Raw genomic sequence first — 19,471 nt, 5'->3', positions numbered from 1 at the left:
CGTAATTTACATATTTAATTCTTTACCACTTGCTAGAAAAGGGAGGTTAAGAGTATACAATTTCAACAGAGAAAGACAACGAAACCATTTAAATTATGAGGTGAGAGAAAATGAAACCACTAATTGGTGTTACTGGGTATTATATTGATCATAGTGAAATAGGGAAGGAGGGCTTACGAGGGCTACCAGGTCAAGATATGGCTATCTTTTCTTATGACTACATTCGTTCAATTCAACGAGCAGGTGCAACGGTTGTTCTACTTCCAATTGAGGAATTTGATCAAATTGAGTCCACACTTAATCAATTAGATGGATTGTTATTGGCTGGTGGCGCGGACATCAATCCTGTTTATTACGGTGATATTCCAAAAGCATATATAGGTACTGTAGAGGAAGAACGAGATAATTTTGAATTAAATCTGGCAAAGCAGGCTTTAGAAAAAGATATTCCTATTTTAGGAATTTGCCGAGGATTACAAGTGTTAAATGTTGCAGCTGGTGGAACTCTTTATCAAGACTTAGAGCACGAGATGGGGCCAGAATATTTCCATGTTCGAGAACAGTTCCGTAAATGGCAGGGCTCTCATTCCGTAGATCTTCTGGAAGAGGGGAAAATTTATGAGGCTATTGGCCAAAAATCTTTAATGGTTAATTCTTTTCACCATCAAGCAGTGAAAACATTAGGAAAAGATTTTGAGGCAAGCGCATGGTCCTTTGATGGTGTAATAGAGGCTATTGAATCCAAAGCTCATCGTTATGTAGCAGCGGTTCAATGGCATCCAGAAATGATGTCGGAAAGGGATGTCTTGCAGCAACGTTTATTTAACCAATTTGTAAATGAAATTAGTAAAAAGGTAGTTAAATCCTAGCGTGTTATAAATAAAAGAATTGGTGGATAGCTTGGTACGTCATGGTAGTGGGGAAACCAGACTGCCAGCTGCCCGGAAAAGTAATAATCAGTGGGGGATGAACAAATCCCCCATTGATCAACGTTTCATTTTATTGCAAAGGGGATTGGTATATGAGTCAAGTATCAGAGAAGGCAGTTTCATTCGAGCCAGAAGAAAAAAAGGAAAGAAAAGAATGGAAAATAAACGTATTTGCAATGTTACTTGTCTTGCTAGTTATTGCGGCTGTTATTACACATATATTGCCGGCCGGAAAATATGAACAGATTGAAAAAAATGGGTATACAACAGTAGATCCAAATTCATTTAAATGGATTGAATCAACGCCACTTGGATTTTTTGATACGGTAAAATCTATTCCTACAGGTATGGTAGAAGCTGCTAATATTATCTTTTTTATTCTTATTATCGGAGGTTTTTTTGGTGTATTAAAGGCATCCGGTACAGTTGAGGCTCTTGTTTCAACGATGGCAAAAAAACTCGCTAACCGTGAAAAGTTAATGATTCCTATTATTATGCTGTTCTTTGCACTTGGCGGGTCATTAATGGGGATGGCTGAGGAAGCTTTAGTGTATGTGCCTCTATTTATTCCGCTAGCTCTTGCGGTTGGATTTGATACGATAACAGGAACTGCGATGGTACTAGTAGGAGCGTCCGTCGGATTTACAACGGCAATTATGAATCCGTTTACAGTTGGGCTGGCTCAAGGGATAGCGGGTCTTCCTATGTATTCGGGGATGGGGTTCCGCCTCGTTTTATTCGTAGTCATATATGTAATTGCTGTTACATTCGTTTATCGTCATGCGATGAAAGTAAAGAGGGATCCTGCAAGCGGAATTTACGGAAAATTCGATACAAATAAGCAAGACAGCCTACTAACAGCGAAAGTAGAGTTAACAAAAAGACATAAATGGATATTAACGGCCTTTTTAATCAATTATATTATTCTTGTATTTGGTGTTATTAAGTACGAGTGGTATATAAAAGAAATTGCAGCCTTATTTATTATTTTAACTATAATCATTGCAATTCTTGGCAAGATATCTCTTGATGATACAGTAGAATCTTTTACACAAGGATCGGCATCTTTAATCGGGGGAGCTTTAATTATTGGTGTATCACGCGCTATTTTAGTTGTCTTGAATCAAGGGCATATTATAGACCCACTACTGTATCAAGTGTCGGAAGGAATGGAACATATTTCTCCTTTTTTAAGTGTTGTTGGAATGTACAACTTCCAAGTAGCGATTCATTTTATTTTAGCATCAGGTAGTGGTCATGCAATGTTGACAATGCCTATCATGGCGCCACTTGCAGATTTATTGGACATTACACGCCAAACAGCTGTATTATCCTTTTCATTCGCGGATGGTATTGGAAATATTATTTTTCCAACAGGTGGTACGCTAATGGCTGGATTAGCAATTGCAGGAATTTCATGGACAAGGTGGGCAAGGTGGATTCTTCCTTTAATTCTAATTGAATACTCGATCGGTTTAATAGCAGTTATAATTGCTCATCTTATTGGTTATGGTCCATCTTAATAAAAGGTGAATATGCTTTCAGTTATAGAAAGTTCGGATTTGAAGAAGATCGCTAAATAATGGTGATAGAAAAGCCCGGTTTAGAAGGGCTTTTTTTTATGTAAAATTTCATTTGTTTGGTTTACATAATATCTTTACAATCATTTGATAAAATATATGTAACTGCATATTGTGAGGGTGGGTGGTTATCCCTTCTTTCCATTTGGAAGGAAAGGGGGTGATAATATGGAGTTTTTGTTTGACCTTGTAAAAGAATTTGTAAAAGCGACTGTACGTGAAGTTTCAGCGTATTTTTTGCGGAAGCAACTTCTGGATAAGGACAACAAAAAACCCACTCTGCGCCGTAGGAAGCAAAAGGGTGGGTTTCGTAAAAAATAGTAACGTGTAATAACCACCACCCTATACGGTAGCAGTTAAGGAAGAGATGTTAGCGCATCTCTTCTTTTTATTATATGCCATTTTATTTGATGTCATACTTATATAGTATTCTACGGAAAATATATCATATTCCTATTTTGTGGTCAATTTGATCCCGCTTTAACGGGCAGTAAGACCCCCATCTCAAAATTCAGTGGAAGCAAAGAAGTTAGGTGGGGGTCGGGCTGTCCGTAAAAGTCCGATTGGTGAGGGCTGATAATCAGCGGGGGATGAACAAAACCCCCCACTGATTAAAGTTTCACTTTATTGCATGATTGAAAAGGTGTAGTCTTATTCCTCTTCAAACTGAAAAATATCCCGATTAATAAGTTGGTGGAGATACCTATCCATTTCAGCAGCAGAAACTTTTCTTTCATTTTTAAACCACCATGCGCTTAATGAGGTGATTGCCCCTGAATAAAATTCAATGATTAAATCATTTGGCATCGTATGATTTTTGCGTAGTTGATGTAACGCTTCTATTTCTTGTTTTCTCGTTTCGTGACTTAAATACTGTGTCCGGTTAATAAATTGTTCATCAGACATTTGTGTTTCTAATATTTTACCGATTTCTTCATGATGTAGAAATTGTTCCATTACTTGAAATGGTTTACTTAATCGATCTGAAACCGGTATTTCAGCAATCATCTTGCTGTATCGTTTAAATCCAAATGCTAATAAAGCATCTTTATCTTCAAAGTGTTTATAAAAGGTTGTTCGGTGTACCATCGCGCGGTCACATATTTGGTTAATTGTGATCGTACTATATTTCTGTTTTGATTGTGTCATTAATTCAAATAAGGAATCCCATAGTAATTTATGTGTACGTCTAATACGTAAATCAATTTGTTTTTCATTATCGTTCATCTACAATTCTCCTTTTTTGTAGATTAAATATACAGTGGCTGAAAATTGATTCTCCCTTTTTAATCTACATATGTATATTATATTACATGTGTTCTGGTGTATTTAAAGTTTTTTAGTAAGAAACAGGAGGAGAATTTGCAAATGAATATGACAACTAAGAGCCCAGCAAGTGGCAAAGTTGATACTTCTAATATGAAACATACCCCTATTTTAATTGCATTACTTTTAGGGGCAATGGTTGCATTATTAAATGAAACATTACTTGGTAATGCGTTAACGGTATTAATGAAAGAATTTGATGTAACAGCTTCAACGATTCAATGGCTTTCTACAGCTTACATGTTGGTGGTTGGGGTTTTAGTCCCAATTACAGCGTTACTTCAGCAATGGCTCACAACAAGACAAATGTTTTTGATCGCTATGGTAACGTTTTTAGCTGGTACATTAATTGCGGGATTCGCACCGACATTTTCTGTTTTATTAGTCGGCCGTATCGTCCAAGCAGTAGCGACGGGATTAATTACACCGTTATTAATGAATACAATTTTAATCATTTATCCACCTGAAAAACGTGGTGCGACAATGGGATTAATCGCACTTGTGATGATGGCAGCTCCGGCAATTGGTCCTACATTATCTGGAGTAATTGTGGATTCATTAAATTGGCGCTGGTTATTCTACATTGTTATTCCAATCGTGATCATTTCCATTATGATTGGGATGAAGTACATTCAAAATGTTTCAGAGTTAACAAGACCAAAAGTAGATTACCCATCAATCCTTTTATCGACACTCGGATTTGGCGGACTTGTGTATAGCTTTAGTGCATCAGGTGACTTAGGATGGTCCGATGCGAAAGTGTATGGCACTTTACTTGTTGGGCTTATCTCATTATGTATTTTTGTCTTTCGACAATTGAAAATTGAGAATCCAATTTTAGAATTACGCGCATTTAAAGTCCCGATGTTTACATTATCAGTTGGATTAATCGTCATTGTGATGATGTCGTTATTTTCAACGATGACTTTATTACCGATGTTCCTGCAAACAGTTTTACTCGTTACAGCTTTTAAATCAGGAATCATCATGCTTCCGGGAAGTGTTATTAGCGCCATAATGGGACCAATCGCAGGTAAACTATTTGATAAATTTAGTCCGAAAGTTATTATCGTTCCTGGTATTGTGTTAGTAGGAATTGCAATGTTCTTATTTAAAGGCATTACTCCTGATACATCAATGGTACAAATTATTGTCATGCATAGCGTATTAATGGTTGGACTCATGTTTGTTATGACAGCACAAACATACGGCTTAAATCAATTAACACCAGATTTATATCCGCACGGAACAGCACTGTTTAGTACACTGCAACAAGTAGCTGGCGCAATTGGTACAGCTATCTTTATTTCGAAAATGTCTTCAGGAACAGCTAGCTATATGGAAAGTTCCGCAAATCCAATGGATCCAGTAGAGAAGTTAAACGGTTTAACGTCTGGATTCCAAGGTGCATTTGCACTAGGGTTAGTCTTTATCATTGTTGCTTTTATCGTATCGTTGTTTTTAAAAGAAGAGAAAGAGGGAGTAAAGGCAGCGAGGGTTTTACAGAACGAACATTAAGATTTAAATAAAAAAGACATCTTTAAGAGGTAAAGATGTCTTTTTATATTTCTTTCGTAACACTTGTTTTTGATGTCTTAATACATAAGAATTGGTATGTAAAATATTTGTATTTTTTGAACATGAATAATTATTGAGAATAACGATGCAAAGCTGTGCTAATAACTAAAAGTCCAATAATGAGAGAAAGTGTTCTTATAATAAGTTCTGCCACTAATAGTTCACCAAATGATTTAGTGACATCGTATATAGATCCTGTTATGAGAATAGGTGCAATCATAATTATAATTCCAATTATTATTTGAAGAAGTAGATTGATGTTTTTATTCAAGACAATCACCTCCAAAAAAATAGGGAATGAGAATATGGGTTTTTTTGTATTATAAAATGATTATATCGTATTACATTAAACGATGAGAATATTTTTAAATAGTAGAAATTAGAGACTCTTCAATAAAAAGGAATTAAATATGGTATTCTTTAGTTAAGATATGTAAACCAAGACGGGGGAAATGAAGATGGATAAGAAGCTAAAGTATTGGCTAGCATCTATTATAGGGGGAGTAGTACTTGCAACTGGTATGACTTATGGAATATTACAGTTTGCTGAAGTCCCGCTTAAGGGTGAGGACCATGTTTTTGCAGAGGTTAATAAAGAAGACATACTATCGAATGAAGCAGAAGTGAAAGGTTCAAATGCACAACTTCACATTACAGTAACTTCTACTGAAGAAGAAGTTATTTCAGCTATGCATAGCATGACTCATCAAAAAGTAAAAGCGTGTGAAGGAAAGGGAGCAACCCCTATGTCCAAAAAGAATGCAGAGAAAGTAAGAAATATTCTAAACGGAAACAATTTCAAGAACAAAGAAGAGCTATTAGCAATTACTGAAAGATGGGCAAATAGAGATTTTAGTAAAATTGTAGAAGAACATAACTATTTTATTAAACTTCAAGGTGGCGTGATAGGTGAAGCTACAGTGATGGATAAGGTAGACGAGCAAGTATTCTGTCTCAATACTTTCGGTGATGATGTAACGGCCACATTAATTAAATCAGGAGATCTTCAAGCGCTGTAAGGTGTTTTTTCTCTGATATAAAGAAAGCCTCAAGTATTCATATACTTGAGGCTTTTCCAATGGAAAGATAGGAATGGTCCGAATTCTTTACATTAAGAACAAAGTGGAATTACTCCTAAACCAATTAATAAAGCTGCAGCAACTGCTGGAATTGGTACAGGAATTTGAATACCTTCTACAAATAAGAAATATTGACCACTTACTATTTTAAAACAAACTAATTGCATGGCTATTCCTCCCTTCTTTTAGGATTAATACATTATATTAATTTATCTATCTATTGATATAGTTAAATTATTTATTTTTAAAAATATAGTTAATATGTGAATAGTTTTCGAAAGGACCTGCTCAATCAATGCGGAAAAACATAAGATGAAACGAATCCATTAAAATACATGAGTGAACCTTAGTTTTCCCCTCTTATCTAAAGGAGGAACTATTATGGGTTATGGTGGTAGTTGTGGCGGTTGTGGCTTTTCTGGAGGCTTTGCTTTATTAGTTGTGTTATTCATTTTATTAATCATCGTTGGAGCTTCTTGCTTCTGCTAAAAACTATTGGAAAAGACACTCATATAGAGTGTCTTTTCTTTCGTGCAAAATGATTCCTGACAATAGCCAACTGTATAAAGTATACGGTATACTTTTGCCTCATTAGACATATAAAAATGTTGGAGGGATGTTATGAAACTAGTAGGGAAGCACATTTATATTCGGCTTTATAAAACTGATGATGCCAACGAGTTAGCTAACTTACATATTAGAAATCGCGAATTTTTTCAACGAGTTTGTCCATTGCTCCCAGAAGTTTTTTATACAGAAGAACATCAAAAAATACGTCTTGAACAAGCTCTAAAAAAGACAGCTGAAGGGCAAGTATACCCTTTTGGAATCTTTTTAAGAGAAAATGATAAGCTTATCGGAGACATTTCATTAACTCAAATTGTTAGGGGAGACCTCCAAAGCTGTTATACGGGATTTACTTTAGATAAGGAGCATAATGCAAAGGGCTATACAACAGAGGCTCTTCAACTTGTTGTAGATTTTGCTTTTAGGGAATTAAAGCTACATAGAATTGAAGCAGGAGCGATGCTTGATAATATAGCATCTATTCGTGTATTAGAAAAAGTGGGGTTTAAAAAAGAAGGTATAGCGAAAGAAAATATAAGGATTAATGGCAAATGGACAGATCATCAAATATTAGCTATTATCAATAGTTTGGATGTGTAAGTTTATTTTGATTCCAATAAAGATAATCATGTAACTCTTCAAACTCTACCAACAGTTTTATAGAGACCCTTACAATTTTCGGATCAGAAACTAACCTTACAAGTCTTGAAATTCCACCTAACTCTACAATTACTCTATTTGAAAATTTTACAACTAACCACACTAAGACTCTTATTCGTTTTAGTTTTAGCTTTGTATTTGCTGCGTTCGTCACATTGACTAGTAGACCATTTAAATCCACAACTCCACAAACAATTAGATTAACACCAGGGAGATACAAGGACTTTCTTATTTGAGGATGTTAAATGCCACTTCAGTTAACGCCTCATCAAGGCCATTATTTATCCAACAAACAACATATATTTGTTGTGATAAATCAAATTCATATTACTGTGAGAATAGTGACTATGGTTAGTATTAGTTATTAAAGAGAGCTTTGGCTCTTTTTTTATTTTCTTTCGACATAATATGACAATATATGAATTAATAGTTTGGTATTATTATCTAGAAATCTTACATTTATCTACAAATTATTATTGTATTTTCAGGTTTTTAAATGTAAAATATTTCAATGTAAATACATACCATTTAGGGGGATAAAGAAATTTATGAAAAAATTATTAGCTTCAGCAACAGCGGTAACACTATTAACAGTGGGGTACAGTTCTTCTGCATTTGCAGCTAAGAGTCCTAATGATACAAAAAACTGTGGTCATTTTAAAAGTCAACAAGATGCTCAAGCATTCTGGGATCAAAATGGATATGGTGTTGGAAATGATCCACACCGTTTAGATAATGATAAAGACGGCATTCCATGTGAAGATTATAAATATCCAAAGAGCACAAATACTACAACAGAAAATAAACAAACTACTAAACCTCAAGAACAACCTAAACAAGAAAATACTAAACAGGAAAACACTAAACAAGAACCTGTTAAACAAGAAAACACTAAGCAAGAGAATTCAAAACAAAATAACCAAACAACAAATAATAAACAAGAACAAACTAAGCCTCAAACAACTGCAAAAGAAACAAAGAAAAATACTAATACAGTTGTGAAAAAAGAAACGAAAAAACAAGGTGAAAAATTACCTAATACAGCATCAAACGGTGTTACAATGATGTTAGCAAGCTTAGGATTAGCATTAGCTGGTTCTGTATTAATGTTCCGTCGTAAAAAGACAAACGCATAAAATAGTTCCTTAAAACGGCAGGAGAAATCCTGTCGTTTTCAAATGGAGTGATAAAAGTGAATAAAAAACAATGGATAGGCTTATGTTTAACTGTTATTGGACTTACTATCTTTTCCTATTATTTTCTAGAATGGTATAGTGCTAGACAATCAGCAGAGTCGTTAACAACTAACGAGGCTAAACAATATGAGACCTCCACACCTTCTAAAGAAAATGAAACGCAAAACATCAATCAAACAGAGACAAAGATTGACACTTCATTACAAGAAGAACCTGTGCAAATTCCCGCTTCAAAGGTAAACCATCAGTTAGGAGATAAAGTAGCATATTTAATTATCCCTAAAATACAAAAGAAATACTCTATATATTGGGGAGCTGATGATAAAGTACTAAAAAAGGGTGTAGGTATGTTTGTTAGTGACTTAACTACTACACCATCTGGAAATGGTCATACAGTTTTAAGTGGACATAGAGATACTGTTTTTACCGAGCTTGGTCAATTAAAGGAAAATGACCAACTTATCGTGGAATATGAAAATAAAACATATACATATGAAATTAACAAGCATTGGATAACAGATTCAGAAGATCGAACAGTTATTGTAGAAAAAAGTGAGCCAACATTAACATTAACAACTTGTTATCCTTTTGACTATATAGGAGACGCTCCAGATCGGTACATAATTGAAGCATCTCTACTTTCCATTCATTGAGGATGGAAAGTCCAATACACATTAATTTTAATAATATGTATTGGACTCCCATTCAAGTATCATTTTTCTCAATGAATAATTGGTATATTTTAGGGTGTTTTTTACTATTTTTATGTTAAGATATTTTGGTTGATATTCATCTTATTTTAGGAGGTTGGAAAATCTGTTACATGCTTTTCATATGGATTTTAGTTTCTATACCGAAAGTATAAAAGTTTTAGGGTTATTAGGGAATTCTACTCGCTTATCAATTGTTTGTAAATTGATTACATATGGATCGTTGTCAGTTTCTGATTTAAGTAAGCAAACAAGAATTACAGAGGATTTGATTGTACAACATTTGCGTAAATTAGCCTTTGGAAATATTGTAATTAGTGAACGTATAGGGAAAAGGCTTTATTTTAAAATAAAAGATAATAAAACAATTGAGATTATTAAGGTATTAGGATTACTAAGTTAATTTTCATTACTTTCAATATAAATGATTTTGCTATAACTCAATTGTGCAAAATCACATTTAGCCTGCCTACGGAAATAGGGAGGTTTTTAATATACAAAAAGGCGCCCATATAAGGGTGCCTTTTCCAATAGTTTTTAGCAGAAACAACTGCATCCGATAATGATTAATAAAATAAACAATACAACTAATAAAGCGAATCCTCCAGCGAAACCGCAGCCTTCACCGCAACTACCACCATATCCCATAACAATAGTGCCTCCTTTAGATTAGAGGGTAAAACTAGGGTTCATTCCATGGATTTTAATGGGTTCACTTTACCTTATGTTTTTAAGAATTAATTGAGCAGGTCCTTTTGAAAATAGAAAAAAGACGCCATAAGGCGCCTTCCTTTTAGGTAGATAAGACTTTAGTTTTCCAATCTAAAGAAATTTTGTATCAGCTCTTTGAGAGTATATCATGATATTCGCTTGATTTATTATGCATTATTACATATCATTGTAAATCCCTCTATTTTCCATTTGATAAAATGCAATCCCAATATTGTTAATAATTAAATAAATATTTCTACAAATTGAAAATATTTACAAAAGATATAAAAGTGATACATTTAAGGTGCAAGTTATAAAAAATATTTAAGGGGGATTTATTATGTTTAAGAAATTAGTAGTAGGAACATTAACAACTGGTATCGTATTAACTGGAGGGATTGGAGCAACATCAGCAAGTACAGAAGGTGTAGATAATACTAAAAATTCAGCACCAATTATCCAACGTACCCAAATACTTAAAGATGATTTCAGTCTGATAAATGGTGAAAGAGAAGTATCGTTCGAGCATGTAAAAAAAGCAGATATGAGAGTTCATATGACAAACAATACTAAAGGTACACTTGATTGGTCTTTAAAAGACTCAAAAGGTAATGTTATTGGTTCTGGATCGTTAGCAGCAGGAAAGGGTTTTACAAATACGTACAATACTCTTCCAAAAGGTAAATATAAGCTTAAAGTTACTCACAGAAATGGTGGTTCTGGATCATTCTATGCAGCTGCTCGTACTTTAGACTAATATACATAGAATCATCTTAAGTATATTAAAGAAGAACAATCGGGGAGTTTGAGGATTAAGGAGTTTTGTTATAATATCATCGTGCTAATGCAAAATCAAAAAAGGCCTACCTAGGAAAATAGGTGGGCTTTTTAATGCAGAAAAAAAGACACCCAAAGGTGTCTTCTGACTTGAATTAATATTTCAAACCGGACGGTTCGGTCTGAAATAGAGTTAAGATATTAACAAATTAATTTTCTTAATATTCACCTGTAGCATATTCTCTCTTATTCTTTTAGTTAAAAATAATAAATAGCAATCACTGCTAGCGAATTATTAATCATGTGCATTATAATTCCCACATATAAACGCCCGGTTAACTTATAAGTACAACCTAAACCAATTCCCAAAAGGAAATATGGAATTGTTTCTAAAGAAAGAAGACTAACATGCATACCTGCAAAAATAGCTGAAGAAACAAGTACACCTAACCAGGAATTTTTAAAAATTCCATGCTGTATAACACCACGATAGACAATTTCTTCACCAATGGGTGCTACTAGAGCAATAGAAAATGCGAAGACTAAAATGGGTAACGTTACTTGGCTTTCTAATTCAACTTGATTAGATGACTGAAAACTTATAAAGTCTGCTAGTAACAGCGGTAGGGATTTACATACTACAGTTAGTACTAGACCTAAAAGTAAGCTTTTTGGCAAACTCATCGTAAAATTATTTTGATTTGTAAAAGGCTCTTTAGATCTACGATAATAAAAATAAATTATTAGAACAACTTACAAATCAATTGCGTCAAACGAAATGCTCATCCCGCCAAACTGTTCATCACTAATGAAATAAACTAGTGCGATAAGTTGCTTTAAAATCATATAAAACACAAAAATCCCTAACGATATTGCCGACATTTTATTGAATCGACATTGTTTTTTTAATATACCAAACACAAAAAATCCTCCTTGAAATAATTTTAATTCGTAGAACATGATAACAAAGTCTAACTTCTTTTGCACTACTTATATAATAAAAATACAATTTAAATATATCTAAATTATATAATATCAACTTAGAAATATTCAAATAAATGGTAATAGGGGTTATCATTTACTACACCTACGGAAATAGGCGTGCTTTCTATTCATAAAGAAAAGACACCCTAAGGAGCCTTCCTCCGACTTGAATCATCTTAATTTAAATAATATGGGGCCCGCTAACATATTAAAAAGTACACATTTACGAATCATGTCTGGACCAACTCTATCAATTTGCTATACTTATATTTGGAAGTTTTATACATATAGGTGAAGGAAGGAAATTAGTTGAGGCAAGTACGTGTTGATCCAGATAAAATGGAAGAGAATTTTTCACAGACAGAAAATATGAGCCGAATGATTATGTATGGGGAACTGTTTCTACAGTTGTAGGTGGCACTCCTAAAGTTATTGGTCGAGTATTTGGTAAATATGAAGAGTTAGAGCAAAAAGCGAAGGATTTAGTAAAAGTATCAAAGGTAACTGAAGAGATTGGATGGAGTATGCCAAGAGGTGGCGGCGTCATTGATGGACGTAAGTACTCTGAACATGCACTTGAAAGAATGGCACCTGATACAGTTCAAGTTCGAGCGGAGCTTACAAAACGAGCACGTGAGCGAGCTGAAAGAAAAGGGTATACATTCGGATCAGATAAATACATGGAAGAATTAAAAAAAGTTGATCCTCGAGGAATGACTCCAAATGTAGTTGAAGATATTATAAAAACGGGCACTCGCAAACCAGGAGACAATCCTGGTACTTGGAAATACGTTAGAGACGAAGGCTACGTAGTTATAAATGATAAAGGTGACGTTATCACAGTTGTTCCCGCAAAGAAAAAGGAATAGAATGAATAGCATAGTAAGTAATCTATGACAAAAAGGTTGAGGAATATTGGATATTAAACATGATAAGTATGAGTTACTAGAAATTTTCGAAAGCGAACCAGAAGATTACTATATTCCAGGTGCAGGTGCGTATCGATATAGTAAAATTGATAAACTTGGATTTGAACTGGTTATGAATATGTTCTATTATGATGCAACAGTTGAATTAATAATGCTATACGAAGACAAACGTATCATAGAAACCAAGATGGAATCAGTGAAAGAAATATATACTCGTAATGATTCACTATACATTCTAGGTACAGAAGAAAAGAAAAAAATCGAAGTAAAATTCAAGCCACATTTTACAGTTACAATAAATGAGTTTTAAAAACTTGAAATCAATGCTCGTAAATATTCTGAACATTCTTTAGAAAAATGAATCCGGATACAATACAAGTTCGAGCTGAATTAGAGGCACATGCCAAAAGTAGAGGGCTTGTACGTAGTACACAGAAATTTAAAGAATTTGTTAATCCTAGAGGCATCACAACTTCTGTAGTAGATTTTCTGTGCCTTTCCATTGGAAAATCAAGACTGATATAAAAAATGAGTAGAAAAAACAAGGCTCTTACTTCGTGGATACCGCTACAAAGTAAGAGCCTTGTTTCATTATATTTGTTCATACAGTTTTCCTTGTAGTCTTCTGTTTTCATCCTTCAATCGCTTATTCTTTATCAATTTTTCGAACAGGTTGCTCCCAAAAGTTTTTTATACAAAATAACATCAAAAAATACGTCTTGAACAAGTATGAAAAAAGAAAGCTGAAGGGCAAGTAATCCTTTTGGAATCTTTTTAAGAGAAAATGATAAACTGATCGGAGACATTTCATTAACTCAAATTGTTAGGGGAGACCTCCAAAGCTGTTATACGGGATTTACTTTAGATAAGGAGCATAATGCTAAGGGCTATACAATAGAGGCTCTTCAACTTGTTGTAGATTTCGCTTTTAGGAAATTAAAGCTACATAGAATGGAATCAGGAGCAATGCTTGATAATATAGCATCTATTCGTGTATTAGAAAAAGTCCTACATAAGGGGACTTTTTCTAATACATATAGATTAAAATAATAATAGAAATTTTTTATTTTTTTCCACAACTATTAATTAAATCATATTGTTTAGAAATCATTTCATTTCGAATTTGATTGAGATGTTTATGTAATGTTTCTTTTATTGCACTACCTGTTTTGCTTTCAAAACTTTTGTTTAATTCAATTCCTTGTTCAGATAAACTTTTGCATACATCATGAAATGCTTCTTTATTTTTTTGAATGGCATGTTTTTGGCTTGCTACTATGCTATTTGTTTTGAATGCTACATCAGTTTTTAAAAGTGATTGTTGCAGTTCTTTTTCTAATTGCTTTTTAACAGCTTGCAACTCATCTATAATAGTTCCAACTGCACCAACTGTAGCTTTCTCTATTTCTTTCTCTATTTTTTGAATTTCCCCTATAAAATCCATCATATTATCTCGCCGCCAGTCCTTCAAAATTTGTTCCTAATTGATTATCTTTATCTCGTAATGAATTAGCTGCATAAGCAATATCATCTCCAAAATGAATCAATTCTTTTTGTTTTTTCCGTAAAAGATGAATTAGTTCTTCTGCTAGTTGTATATCATGAAAATAGTCTTTTCCGTTTTGGGATATTTTCGCAACCTCTCTAATTGCTTCATCTACTTCATGTTCTTCTAACAGATGATATTTTCCTCCAGGGCCTGTCTCATGCTTCAATTGACTCTTTAATTTCGCAACTTCCTCTTCTTCTTGTTGTTGGAATATTTCTATATTTCTAATAATATCAGATAATATATCGCTTATTTTTTGTATCTCTTTTGCATGACGAATGATATCATCTGGTTCTAATTCTAGTCGAACACTACCATTATTGTGGAACATTTCTAGAAATGTTGACATTGGATGTTGTCCCATAAATACAGCCGCGAGAATACTATCTGTTCCATTACTTTTTGTTGTAAATTGTTTACCAATCATAGGTGCTCCAAATTGATTGAAATTTCCTACAGCATCTTCTTTATGAGTATAATCTACTACTTTATTTTCCATTACGCCTTCATCTACTCGTTTTTTTGCTTTATCACTTAGTAATCTATAAATATTTGGTGCAGCATATGTTGTTGCATAACAATTCATTTCTGCTGCTACATACTGGGCTTCAGCAGCACCTTTACTATGTCCGGTAGTGTGAATAGAAGTAGGATTATATTTTTTCTTAATTTTTTCTGTAAATTCTAATGCACTATCAAATGATGTCGGTACCTTTTCACCTGCTACACCAAGGTTCTTTTTCTGTCCAAGTGTAATTTGAACTATATCTGTGGTTTTATCTCCATCGAATCTACCAAATTCAGTACCGCGGTATGCAATGATTACATCGTCATACTGTTTTTTACCAGATTTATACTTATCTGCGGGTACTACAGCGATTGCTTGTAATCCATTTTTCACTTTTGTGTCATCTGCATCAAATGTTTCTATAACTTTCCATTCTTGACCATTAGATCCTTTGATTTTTGCCTCTTCGTGCAAAAAATCTTTATTATAAACGTTATCTGATAGTTTGAAATAATCTTCATCTGTCGCAATTGGATTCTTTTTAAATTCACTCATATGTCTCAACTCATTTCATGGTATATTTTAACTATATTCAAATACAAGGGGATTTTAAATGAAAAAGAAATTGGTAATTGTTTTATCCATTATTTGTATTATAGCAGGAGGATATTTTACTATGGAATATTTAAAACAAAAAGAAATTGAAGAAAAGTTTTGGAACGAGCAAAAAGAACGAGTAGAAAAGTATATTCACTATAATATTAAAGATGTAAAATCGATTACATTTAGAGAACATAAGGTAAGTCCAATGGGCGTTCCTCATATAAGAGGTTATATAAATGGTGATAAGGGATTATGGTTTGATGCTGGTATAGGTACTACGGAAAATTTTGAAGATGATTTTGGATGTTCTGGGGAATTAGATAAACTTATAAAAAAACCTGATAAGTCGGTATCTGAAATTGAAAAAGAAGAGAAGGAAAAGAAACAAGAGTAGTCTTTGTACTATTCTTGTCTTCTCTATCCCATTTTAAGAAGAATACATTGGTAGGCTTTTTATAAGGAGATTTCTAATGAAGAAAGCAATGATTTTGGTTATATCTGCTGTGATACTCATAGCAGGAGGATATTTTACTATGGAATACTTAAAACAAAAAGAAAAAGAAGAAGAGTTTTGGAAAGTACAAGAGGCACGAGTAGAAAAGTATATTCACTATAATATTAAAGATGTAAAATCGATTACATTTACAGAAAATAAGATAAGTCCAATGGGGGTTCCTCATATAAAAGGTTATATAAATAATAATAAAGAATTAGATTTTACAGCTAGTATAAGTACAACTGAAAACTTTGAAGACAAATTTACGCGTTCTGGGAAATTAGGAAAACTTATAAAAAATCCTGAAAAATCAGTATCTGAAATTGAAAAAGAAGAGAAAGAAAAAAACCAAGAGTAGTTCTTGCGACTACTCTTGGTTTCTGTACCCTACTTTAGAAAGAGCATATGTTAACTAGCTTGGAATATAAGGGGATTTCCAATGAAGAAAGTAATGATTTTGATTGTATCTGCTGTGATACTCATAGCAGGAGGATATTTTACTATGGAATACTTAAAACAAAAAGAAAAAGAAGAACAATTTTGGAAAGTACAAGAGGCACGAGTAGAAAAGTATATTTATTATAATATTGAAGATGTAAAATCTATTACGTTTATAGAAAAGGGTGTAAGTCCTATGGGAGTCCCTAAATTAAAAGGTTATATAAACAATAATAAAGAATTAGATTTTATAGCTAGTATAAGTACAACTAAAAACTTTGAAAATAAATTTACGCGTTCTGGAGAATTAGATGAAATGATAAAAAAAACTGCAAAATCTGTATCTGAAATCGAAAAAGAAGAGAAAGAAAAAAAACAAGAGTAGTCTTTGTACTACTCTTATTTTCTGTATCCCATTTTAAGAAGAATACATTGGTAGGCTTTTTATAAGGAGATTTCCAATGAAGAAAGTAATGATTTTGATTGTATCTGCTGTGGTGATCATAGCAGGAGGATATTTTACTATGGAATATTTAAAACAAAAAGAAATTGAAGAAAAGTTTTGGAACGAGCAAAAAGAACGAGTAGAAAAATATATTCACTATAATATTAAAGATGTAAAATCGATTACATTTACAAAAAATGATGTAAGTCCAATGGGAGTTCCTTCTGTAGAAGGATATATAAATAATGATAAGGAATTATGGTTTGATGCAAGTATAAGTACTACAGATAAATTTGAGGATAAGTTTGGTTGTTCTGGGGAATTAGATAAAATGATTAAAAAACCAGCAAAATCTGTATCTGAAATTGAAAAAGAAGAGAAGGAAAAGAAACAAGAGTAGTCTGTTTAACTACTCTTGTTTCTTTATTCTAGGGGTACCGCCCATCACCGTTAAGCTCACAGAACAGGTTGCTCTTAAAATGAACTTCATTGCTATAAAAGACTCTAATTTTTCGTTTTGGGGCAAATATTATATAAAATAATAGCTATCTCTGAATCACTAGTTTCAAAAAGCCTTCACGCAATAATGATTGCATGAAGGCTTTTGATGTTTGCTTATTTTTTTGTCTCGTTAACCCATGTAATAATGTCCTGGATGACGTATTCGGGAACGTTAGCAGGGATTTCATATTCACTAGGGAGGCTTAATTCCCCGTCACCCTCCGTGAAGAAATGATTCAATTTCGGATATTTTTTGAACTGAACATTCCCGCGGTTTGAAAGTCCTTTCTGCCATTTTGTATATTCATCTTTTACTGTTACTTGATAATCACGTGCTCCTTGCAGAATGAGTAAAGGCTCTTTTCGTGATTTTGCCTCTTCAACTGGACGCCACCTAGAAACATCATACATAAAATGAGGTGACCCAAAATTGTAGCCAGCTGGAGGATGATTGGGATTGAAAGTAGGATCCTGAATAAAAGCGACCTGTCTTTTTAGTTCATCGATTTCTTCCTTTGACGCCCCAAGGTATTGAGAATGATCAATAGCAATGTCAGTCAAAGGGCGTGCAGGTGGTGCGAGTAAGATGCTTCCTCGGACAAGTGTGGAAGGTGCTTTGCTTAGTATACGTGGCATTGTGCCAGCTCCTAGGCTATGTCCAAGAATGAAAATATTATTTGGATCAATGCCTTCCTGCTGCGCTGCTGATTTTGCTGCAAATATAGCATCATCTGTAGTGTCACGGTCTAACGTAACAGGTTCTGTACTCATCTTTAATGCATGTTCTAAGGTGCGTTTTTCATAGCGCAACACTGCAATTCCGTTGGATGAAAGGCCCACCGCAATGTCTCGTAAGATTTTTGTTCCCATATATGTGCTATCGCGATCATGGATGCCAGCACCATGAACAAGAACAACTACGGGCAGTTTTTCACCACGCTTATGTTTCGGAACTGTTAATGTCGCTGGTAACGGATAGGTAGAATTTCCAATGACGATTTCACGTTCTTGATAGGAGTCAGGTTGATCATAGCTAGGATGCGGGATAGTATAAGATTCCTCGGGTGGCCTTTCTCCAATTTCATCTACTTTCCCGCCAGGTGTGAATTTAAGGAGTAGCGGTATGGTAGTTCCTTCGGTATCTGCTGGAATTTCCACCGTCTGATGGACCAAGTTTCGTTCTTTTATCACGGGGGTTCCCATACTTTTTATCCCGCTCCAGCCACTTTGTGTCCACCAGTTTTGTAATGTGGTTGCTGTAAACTTGGATTGAAAAGCAGCAGACGTCAACTGTAGTGCCTCTGCATACTTACCTTTCTGGAGATATTCAAAAAATAATGATGTACGCTCCGTTAAAGAGACTAGTTTCTTTTCAGCAGATTGTTCCTCATGTGTATCTGCGTGAATAGTTGTTGTAAGCGGGAAAGATGAAACGCCTAAAGAAAAGAGTAGGGTAAAGGTAAGGACTGATTTTTGTATTTTCTTTTTTTTATTCATGTTTCAACCTCCAATATGTGATGGTACAAAACAGGTATGGTAATTAGAATTCTGGTGCGAAAACTTCAAAATATTTGCAAGCAATCTCCAAAACTTGGACATACTAATATTATTATTCTAAAAAAATGTAGATTTCTTCTCTTGTTACATGCATATTAATCCTAGAAATCATCTTTCTTCCTTCGCTTTATATTTTGATTATACGAAGCAAAGCTCTCGTTTTTCTTACTTGATACTTACAAATTCCTTAAGTAGAGGATATTTAAAAATTTTAGCTGTATGAATATGTAGCGGTACTCCTATGTTAAGAGATAGCTTAAGGAATGAGGATTATATTGTTTTTATAAAGAGTTGATGTTATGTTTGTTTTGTAACATATGGTGTTTTATGCATGTAGGAGGATTTATT

The 19,471-nt window shown here is 33.8% G+C and carries 25 protein-coding genes and 2 pseudogenes; 18 read left to right on the top strand and 9 right to left on the bottom strand.

The features are described 5' to 3' along the window. Positions 1–110: 110 nt before the first annotated feature. From AU379_RS22430 to AU379_RS30700, 3 genes are all read left to right on the top strand, one after another. On the top strand, positions 111–869 hold the full coding sequence (locus AU379_RS22430) for a gamma-glutamyl-gamma-aminobutyrate hydrolase family protein (RefSeq protein WP_061139729.1): 759 nt from the start codon (positions 111–113) through the stop codon (positions 867–869). Positions 870–1,021: 152 nt separating this feature from the next. After that, positions 1,022–2,452, top strand: coding sequence for a YfcC family protein (locus AU379_RS22425; RefSeq protein ID WP_000084616.1), 1,431 nt, complete (start codon positions 1,022–1,024; stop codon positions 2,450–2,452). A 225-nt stretch (positions 2,453–2,677) separates the two neighbouring features. Next, positions 2,678–2,830 carry a hypothetical protein gene (locus AU379_RS30700; RefSeq protein ID WP_000394752.1) on the top strand — a complete coding sequence of 51 codons (153 nt, stop codon included), beginning with the start codon at positions 2,678–2,680 and terminating at the stop codon, positions 2,828–2,830. Positions 2,831–3,160: 330 nt separating this feature from the next. Here AU379_RS30700 and AU379_RS22420 read toward each other — a convergent pair whose 3' ends face one another. Beyond that, entirely contained in the window at positions 3,161–3,736 is a 576-nt protein-coding gene (locus AU379_RS22420) for a TetR/AcrR family transcriptional regulator (RefSeq protein WP_000999273.1), read from the bottom strand. A gap of 141 nt (positions 3,737–3,877) precedes the next feature. Here AU379_RS22420 and AU379_RS22415 point away from each other — a divergent pair, with 141 nt between their 5' ends. Continuing rightward, positions 3,878–5,353, top strand: a complete 1,476-nt coding sequence (locus AU379_RS22415; RefSeq protein ID WP_061139728.1) for an MDR family MFS transporter — start codon at positions 3,878–3,880, stop codon at positions 5,351–5,353. Between the two features lie 130 nt (positions 5,354–5,483). Here the strand turns inward: AU379_RS22415 and AU379_RS30695 are convergent, their stop codons facing one another. After that, the gene (locus AU379_RS30695) at positions 5,484–5,684 is read right to left on the bottom strand and encodes a hypothetical protein (protein ID WP_001038824.1); all 201 of its coding nucleotides are present in this window, start codon (positions 5,682–5,684) and stop codon (positions 5,484–5,486) included. A 187-nt stretch (positions 5,685–5,871) separates the two neighbouring features. Between AU379_RS30695 and AU379_RS22405 the strand changes: the two genes are divergently transcribed. Further along, positions 5,872–6,432, top strand: coding sequence for a PRK06770 family protein (locus AU379_RS22405; RefSeq protein ID WP_044584193.1), 561 nt, complete (start codon positions 5,872–5,874; stop codon positions 6,430–6,432). 92 nt (positions 6,433–6,524) lie between these two features. Here the strand turns inward: AU379_RS22405 and AU379_RS31155 are convergent, their stop codons facing one another. Continuing rightward, on the bottom strand, positions 6,525–6,659 hold the full coding sequence (locus tag AU379_RS31155; RefSeq protein ID WP_001177693.1) for a hypothetical protein: 135 nt from the start codon (positions 6,657–6,659) through the stop codon (positions 6,525–6,527). 214 nt (positions 6,660–6,873) lie between these two features. On the opposite strand from AU379_RS31155, the gene AU379_RS29735 reads away from it, so the two are divergent. From AU379_RS29735 to AU379_RS22380, 5 genes are all read left to right on the top strand, one after another. Next, a complete protein-coding gene (locus tag AU379_RS29735; protein ID WP_000540375.1) occupies positions 6,874–6,981 on the top strand; it encodes a YjcZ family sporulation protein in 108 nt (35 codons plus the stop codon). 132 nt (positions 6,982–7,113) lie between these two features. After that, positions 7,114–7,659: a GNAT family protein gene (locus AU379_RS22400; protein WP_000779770.1), complete on the top strand. Its 546-nt coding sequence runs from the start codon at positions 7,114–7,116 to the stop codon at positions 7,657–7,659. Positions 7,660–8,267: 608 nt separating this feature from the next. Continuing rightward, entirely contained in the window at positions 8,268–8,855 is a 588-nt protein-coding gene (locus AU379_RS22390; protein ID WP_061139727.1) for an excalibur calcium-binding domain-containing protein, read from the top strand. Between the two features lie 56 nt (positions 8,856–8,911). Next, the gene (locus AU379_RS22385; protein WP_061139726.1) at positions 8,912–9,568 is read left to right on the top strand and encodes a class D sortase; all 657 of its coding nucleotides are present in this window, start codon (positions 8,912–8,914) and stop codon (positions 9,566–9,568) included. 181 nt (positions 9,569–9,749) lie between these two features. Further along, on the top strand, positions 9,750–10,028 hold the full coding sequence (locus AU379_RS22380; RefSeq protein ID WP_000347623.1) for an ArsR family transcriptional regulator: 279 nt from the start codon (positions 9,750–9,752) through the stop codon (positions 10,026–10,028). Positions 10,029–10,162: 134 nt separating this feature from the next. Here the strand turns inward: AU379_RS22380 and AU379_RS29730 are convergent, their stop codons facing one another. Next, complete coding sequence (locus tag AU379_RS29730; protein WP_000540371.1) at positions 10,163–10,273, bottom strand: YjcZ family sporulation protein; 111 nt, start codon at positions 10,271–10,273, stop codon at positions 10,163–10,165. Between the two features lie 403 nt (positions 10,274–10,676). On the opposite strand from AU379_RS29730, the gene AU379_RS22375 reads away from it, so the two are divergent. Further along, the gene (locus tag AU379_RS22375; protein WP_000473854.1) at positions 10,677–11,093 is read left to right on the top strand and encodes a hypothetical protein; all 417 of its coding nucleotides are present in this window, start codon (positions 10,677–10,679) and stop codon (positions 11,091–11,093) included. Positions 11,094–11,371: 278 nt separating this feature from the next. On the opposite strand, the gene AU379_RS31035 is transcribed toward AU379_RS22375, so the two are convergent. Both AU379_RS31035 and AU379_RS31030 read right to left on the bottom strand, forming a co-directional pair. Beyond that, positions 11,372–11,797, bottom strand: coding sequence for a CPBP family intramembrane glutamic endopeptidase (locus tag AU379_RS31035; RefSeq protein WP_232487794.1), 426 nt, complete (start codon positions 11,795–11,797; stop codon positions 11,372–11,374). Between the two features lie 69 nt (positions 11,798–11,866). Next, on the bottom strand, positions 11,867–12,034 hold the full coding sequence (locus AU379_RS31030) for a hypothetical protein (RefSeq protein ID WP_232487793.1): 168 nt from the start codon (positions 12,032–12,034) through the stop codon (positions 11,867–11,869). 401 nt (positions 12,035–12,435) lie between these two features. Here AU379_RS31030 and AU379_RS31265 point away from each other — a divergent pair. The 3 genes and pseudogenes from AU379_RS31265 to AU379_RS29715 form a co-directional block, all read left to right on the top strand. Further along, positions 12,436–12,966 (top strand): annotated as a pseudogene (locus AU379_RS31265) (hypothetical protein); the annotation flags it as partial. A gap of 46 nt (positions 12,967–13,012) precedes the next feature. Then, entirely contained in the window at positions 13,013–13,336 is a 324-nt protein-coding gene (locus AU379_RS22360; RefSeq protein WP_000351757.1) for a hypothetical protein, read from the top strand. A gap of 363 nt (positions 13,337–13,699) precedes the next feature. Continuing rightward, positions 13,700–14,034: pseudogene (locus AU379_RS29715) on the top strand (GNAT family N-acetyltransferase); the annotation flags it as partial. Positions 14,035–14,089: 55 nt separating this feature from the next. Here AU379_RS29715 and AU379_RS22355 read toward each other — a convergent pair. Then, positions 14,090–14,473 carry a hypothetical protein gene (locus tag AU379_RS22355; RefSeq protein ID WP_044796009.1) on the bottom strand — a complete coding sequence of 128 codons (384 nt, stop codon included), beginning with the start codon at positions 14,471–14,473 and terminating at the stop codon, positions 14,090–14,092. Between the two features lies 1 nt (position 14,474). Continuing rightward, positions 14,475–15,638, bottom strand: a complete 1,164-nt coding sequence (locus AU379_RS22350) for a hypothetical protein (RefSeq protein ID WP_061139725.1) — start codon at positions 15,636–15,638, stop codon at positions 14,475–14,477. Between the two features lie 58 nt (positions 15,639–15,696). On the opposite strand from AU379_RS22350, the gene AU379_RS22345 reads away from it, so the two are divergent. The 4 genes from AU379_RS22345 to AU379_RS22330 all read left to right on the top strand — a co-directional run bounded on the left by AU379_RS22345 (position 15,697) and on the right by AU379_RS22330 (position 17,465). Further along, positions 15,697–16,080 (top strand): DUF1433 domain-containing protein, encoded by a 384-nt coding sequence (locus AU379_RS22345; protein WP_000728343.1) that lies wholly within the window; start codon positions 15,697–15,699, stop codon positions 16,078–16,080. A gap of 76 nt (positions 16,081–16,156) precedes the next feature. Beyond that, positions 16,157–16,540: a DUF1433 domain-containing protein gene (locus AU379_RS22340; RefSeq protein ID WP_000710032.1), complete on the top strand. Its 384-nt coding sequence runs from the start codon at positions 16,157–16,159 to the stop codon at positions 16,538–16,540. A gap of 81 nt (positions 16,541–16,621) precedes the next feature. Further along, entirely contained in the window at positions 16,622–17,005 is a 384-nt protein-coding gene (locus AU379_RS22335; protein ID WP_061139724.1) for a DUF1433 domain-containing protein, read from the top strand. Positions 17,006–17,081: 76 nt separating this feature from the next. Next, entirely contained in the window at positions 17,082–17,465 is a 384-nt protein-coding gene (locus tag AU379_RS22330) for a DUF1433 domain-containing protein (protein ID WP_000757415.1), read from the top strand. Between the two features lie 215 nt (positions 17,466–17,680). Here AU379_RS22330 and AU379_RS22325 read toward each other — a convergent pair whose 3' ends face one another. Beyond that, positions 17,681–19,063, bottom strand: a complete 1,383-nt coding sequence (locus AU379_RS22325) for an alpha/beta fold hydrolase (protein ID WP_001035259.1) — start codon at positions 19,061–19,063, stop codon at positions 17,681–17,683. Positions 19,064–19,471 lie beyond the last annotated feature (408 nt).

This window comes from Bacillus sp. JH7 (genome assembly GCF_001563515.1).
GTDB lineage: Bacteria > Bacillota > Bacilli > Bacillales > Bacillaceae_G > Bacillus_A > Bacillus_A cereus.
This window is presented reverse-complemented; position numbering and strand designations above follow the sequence as displayed.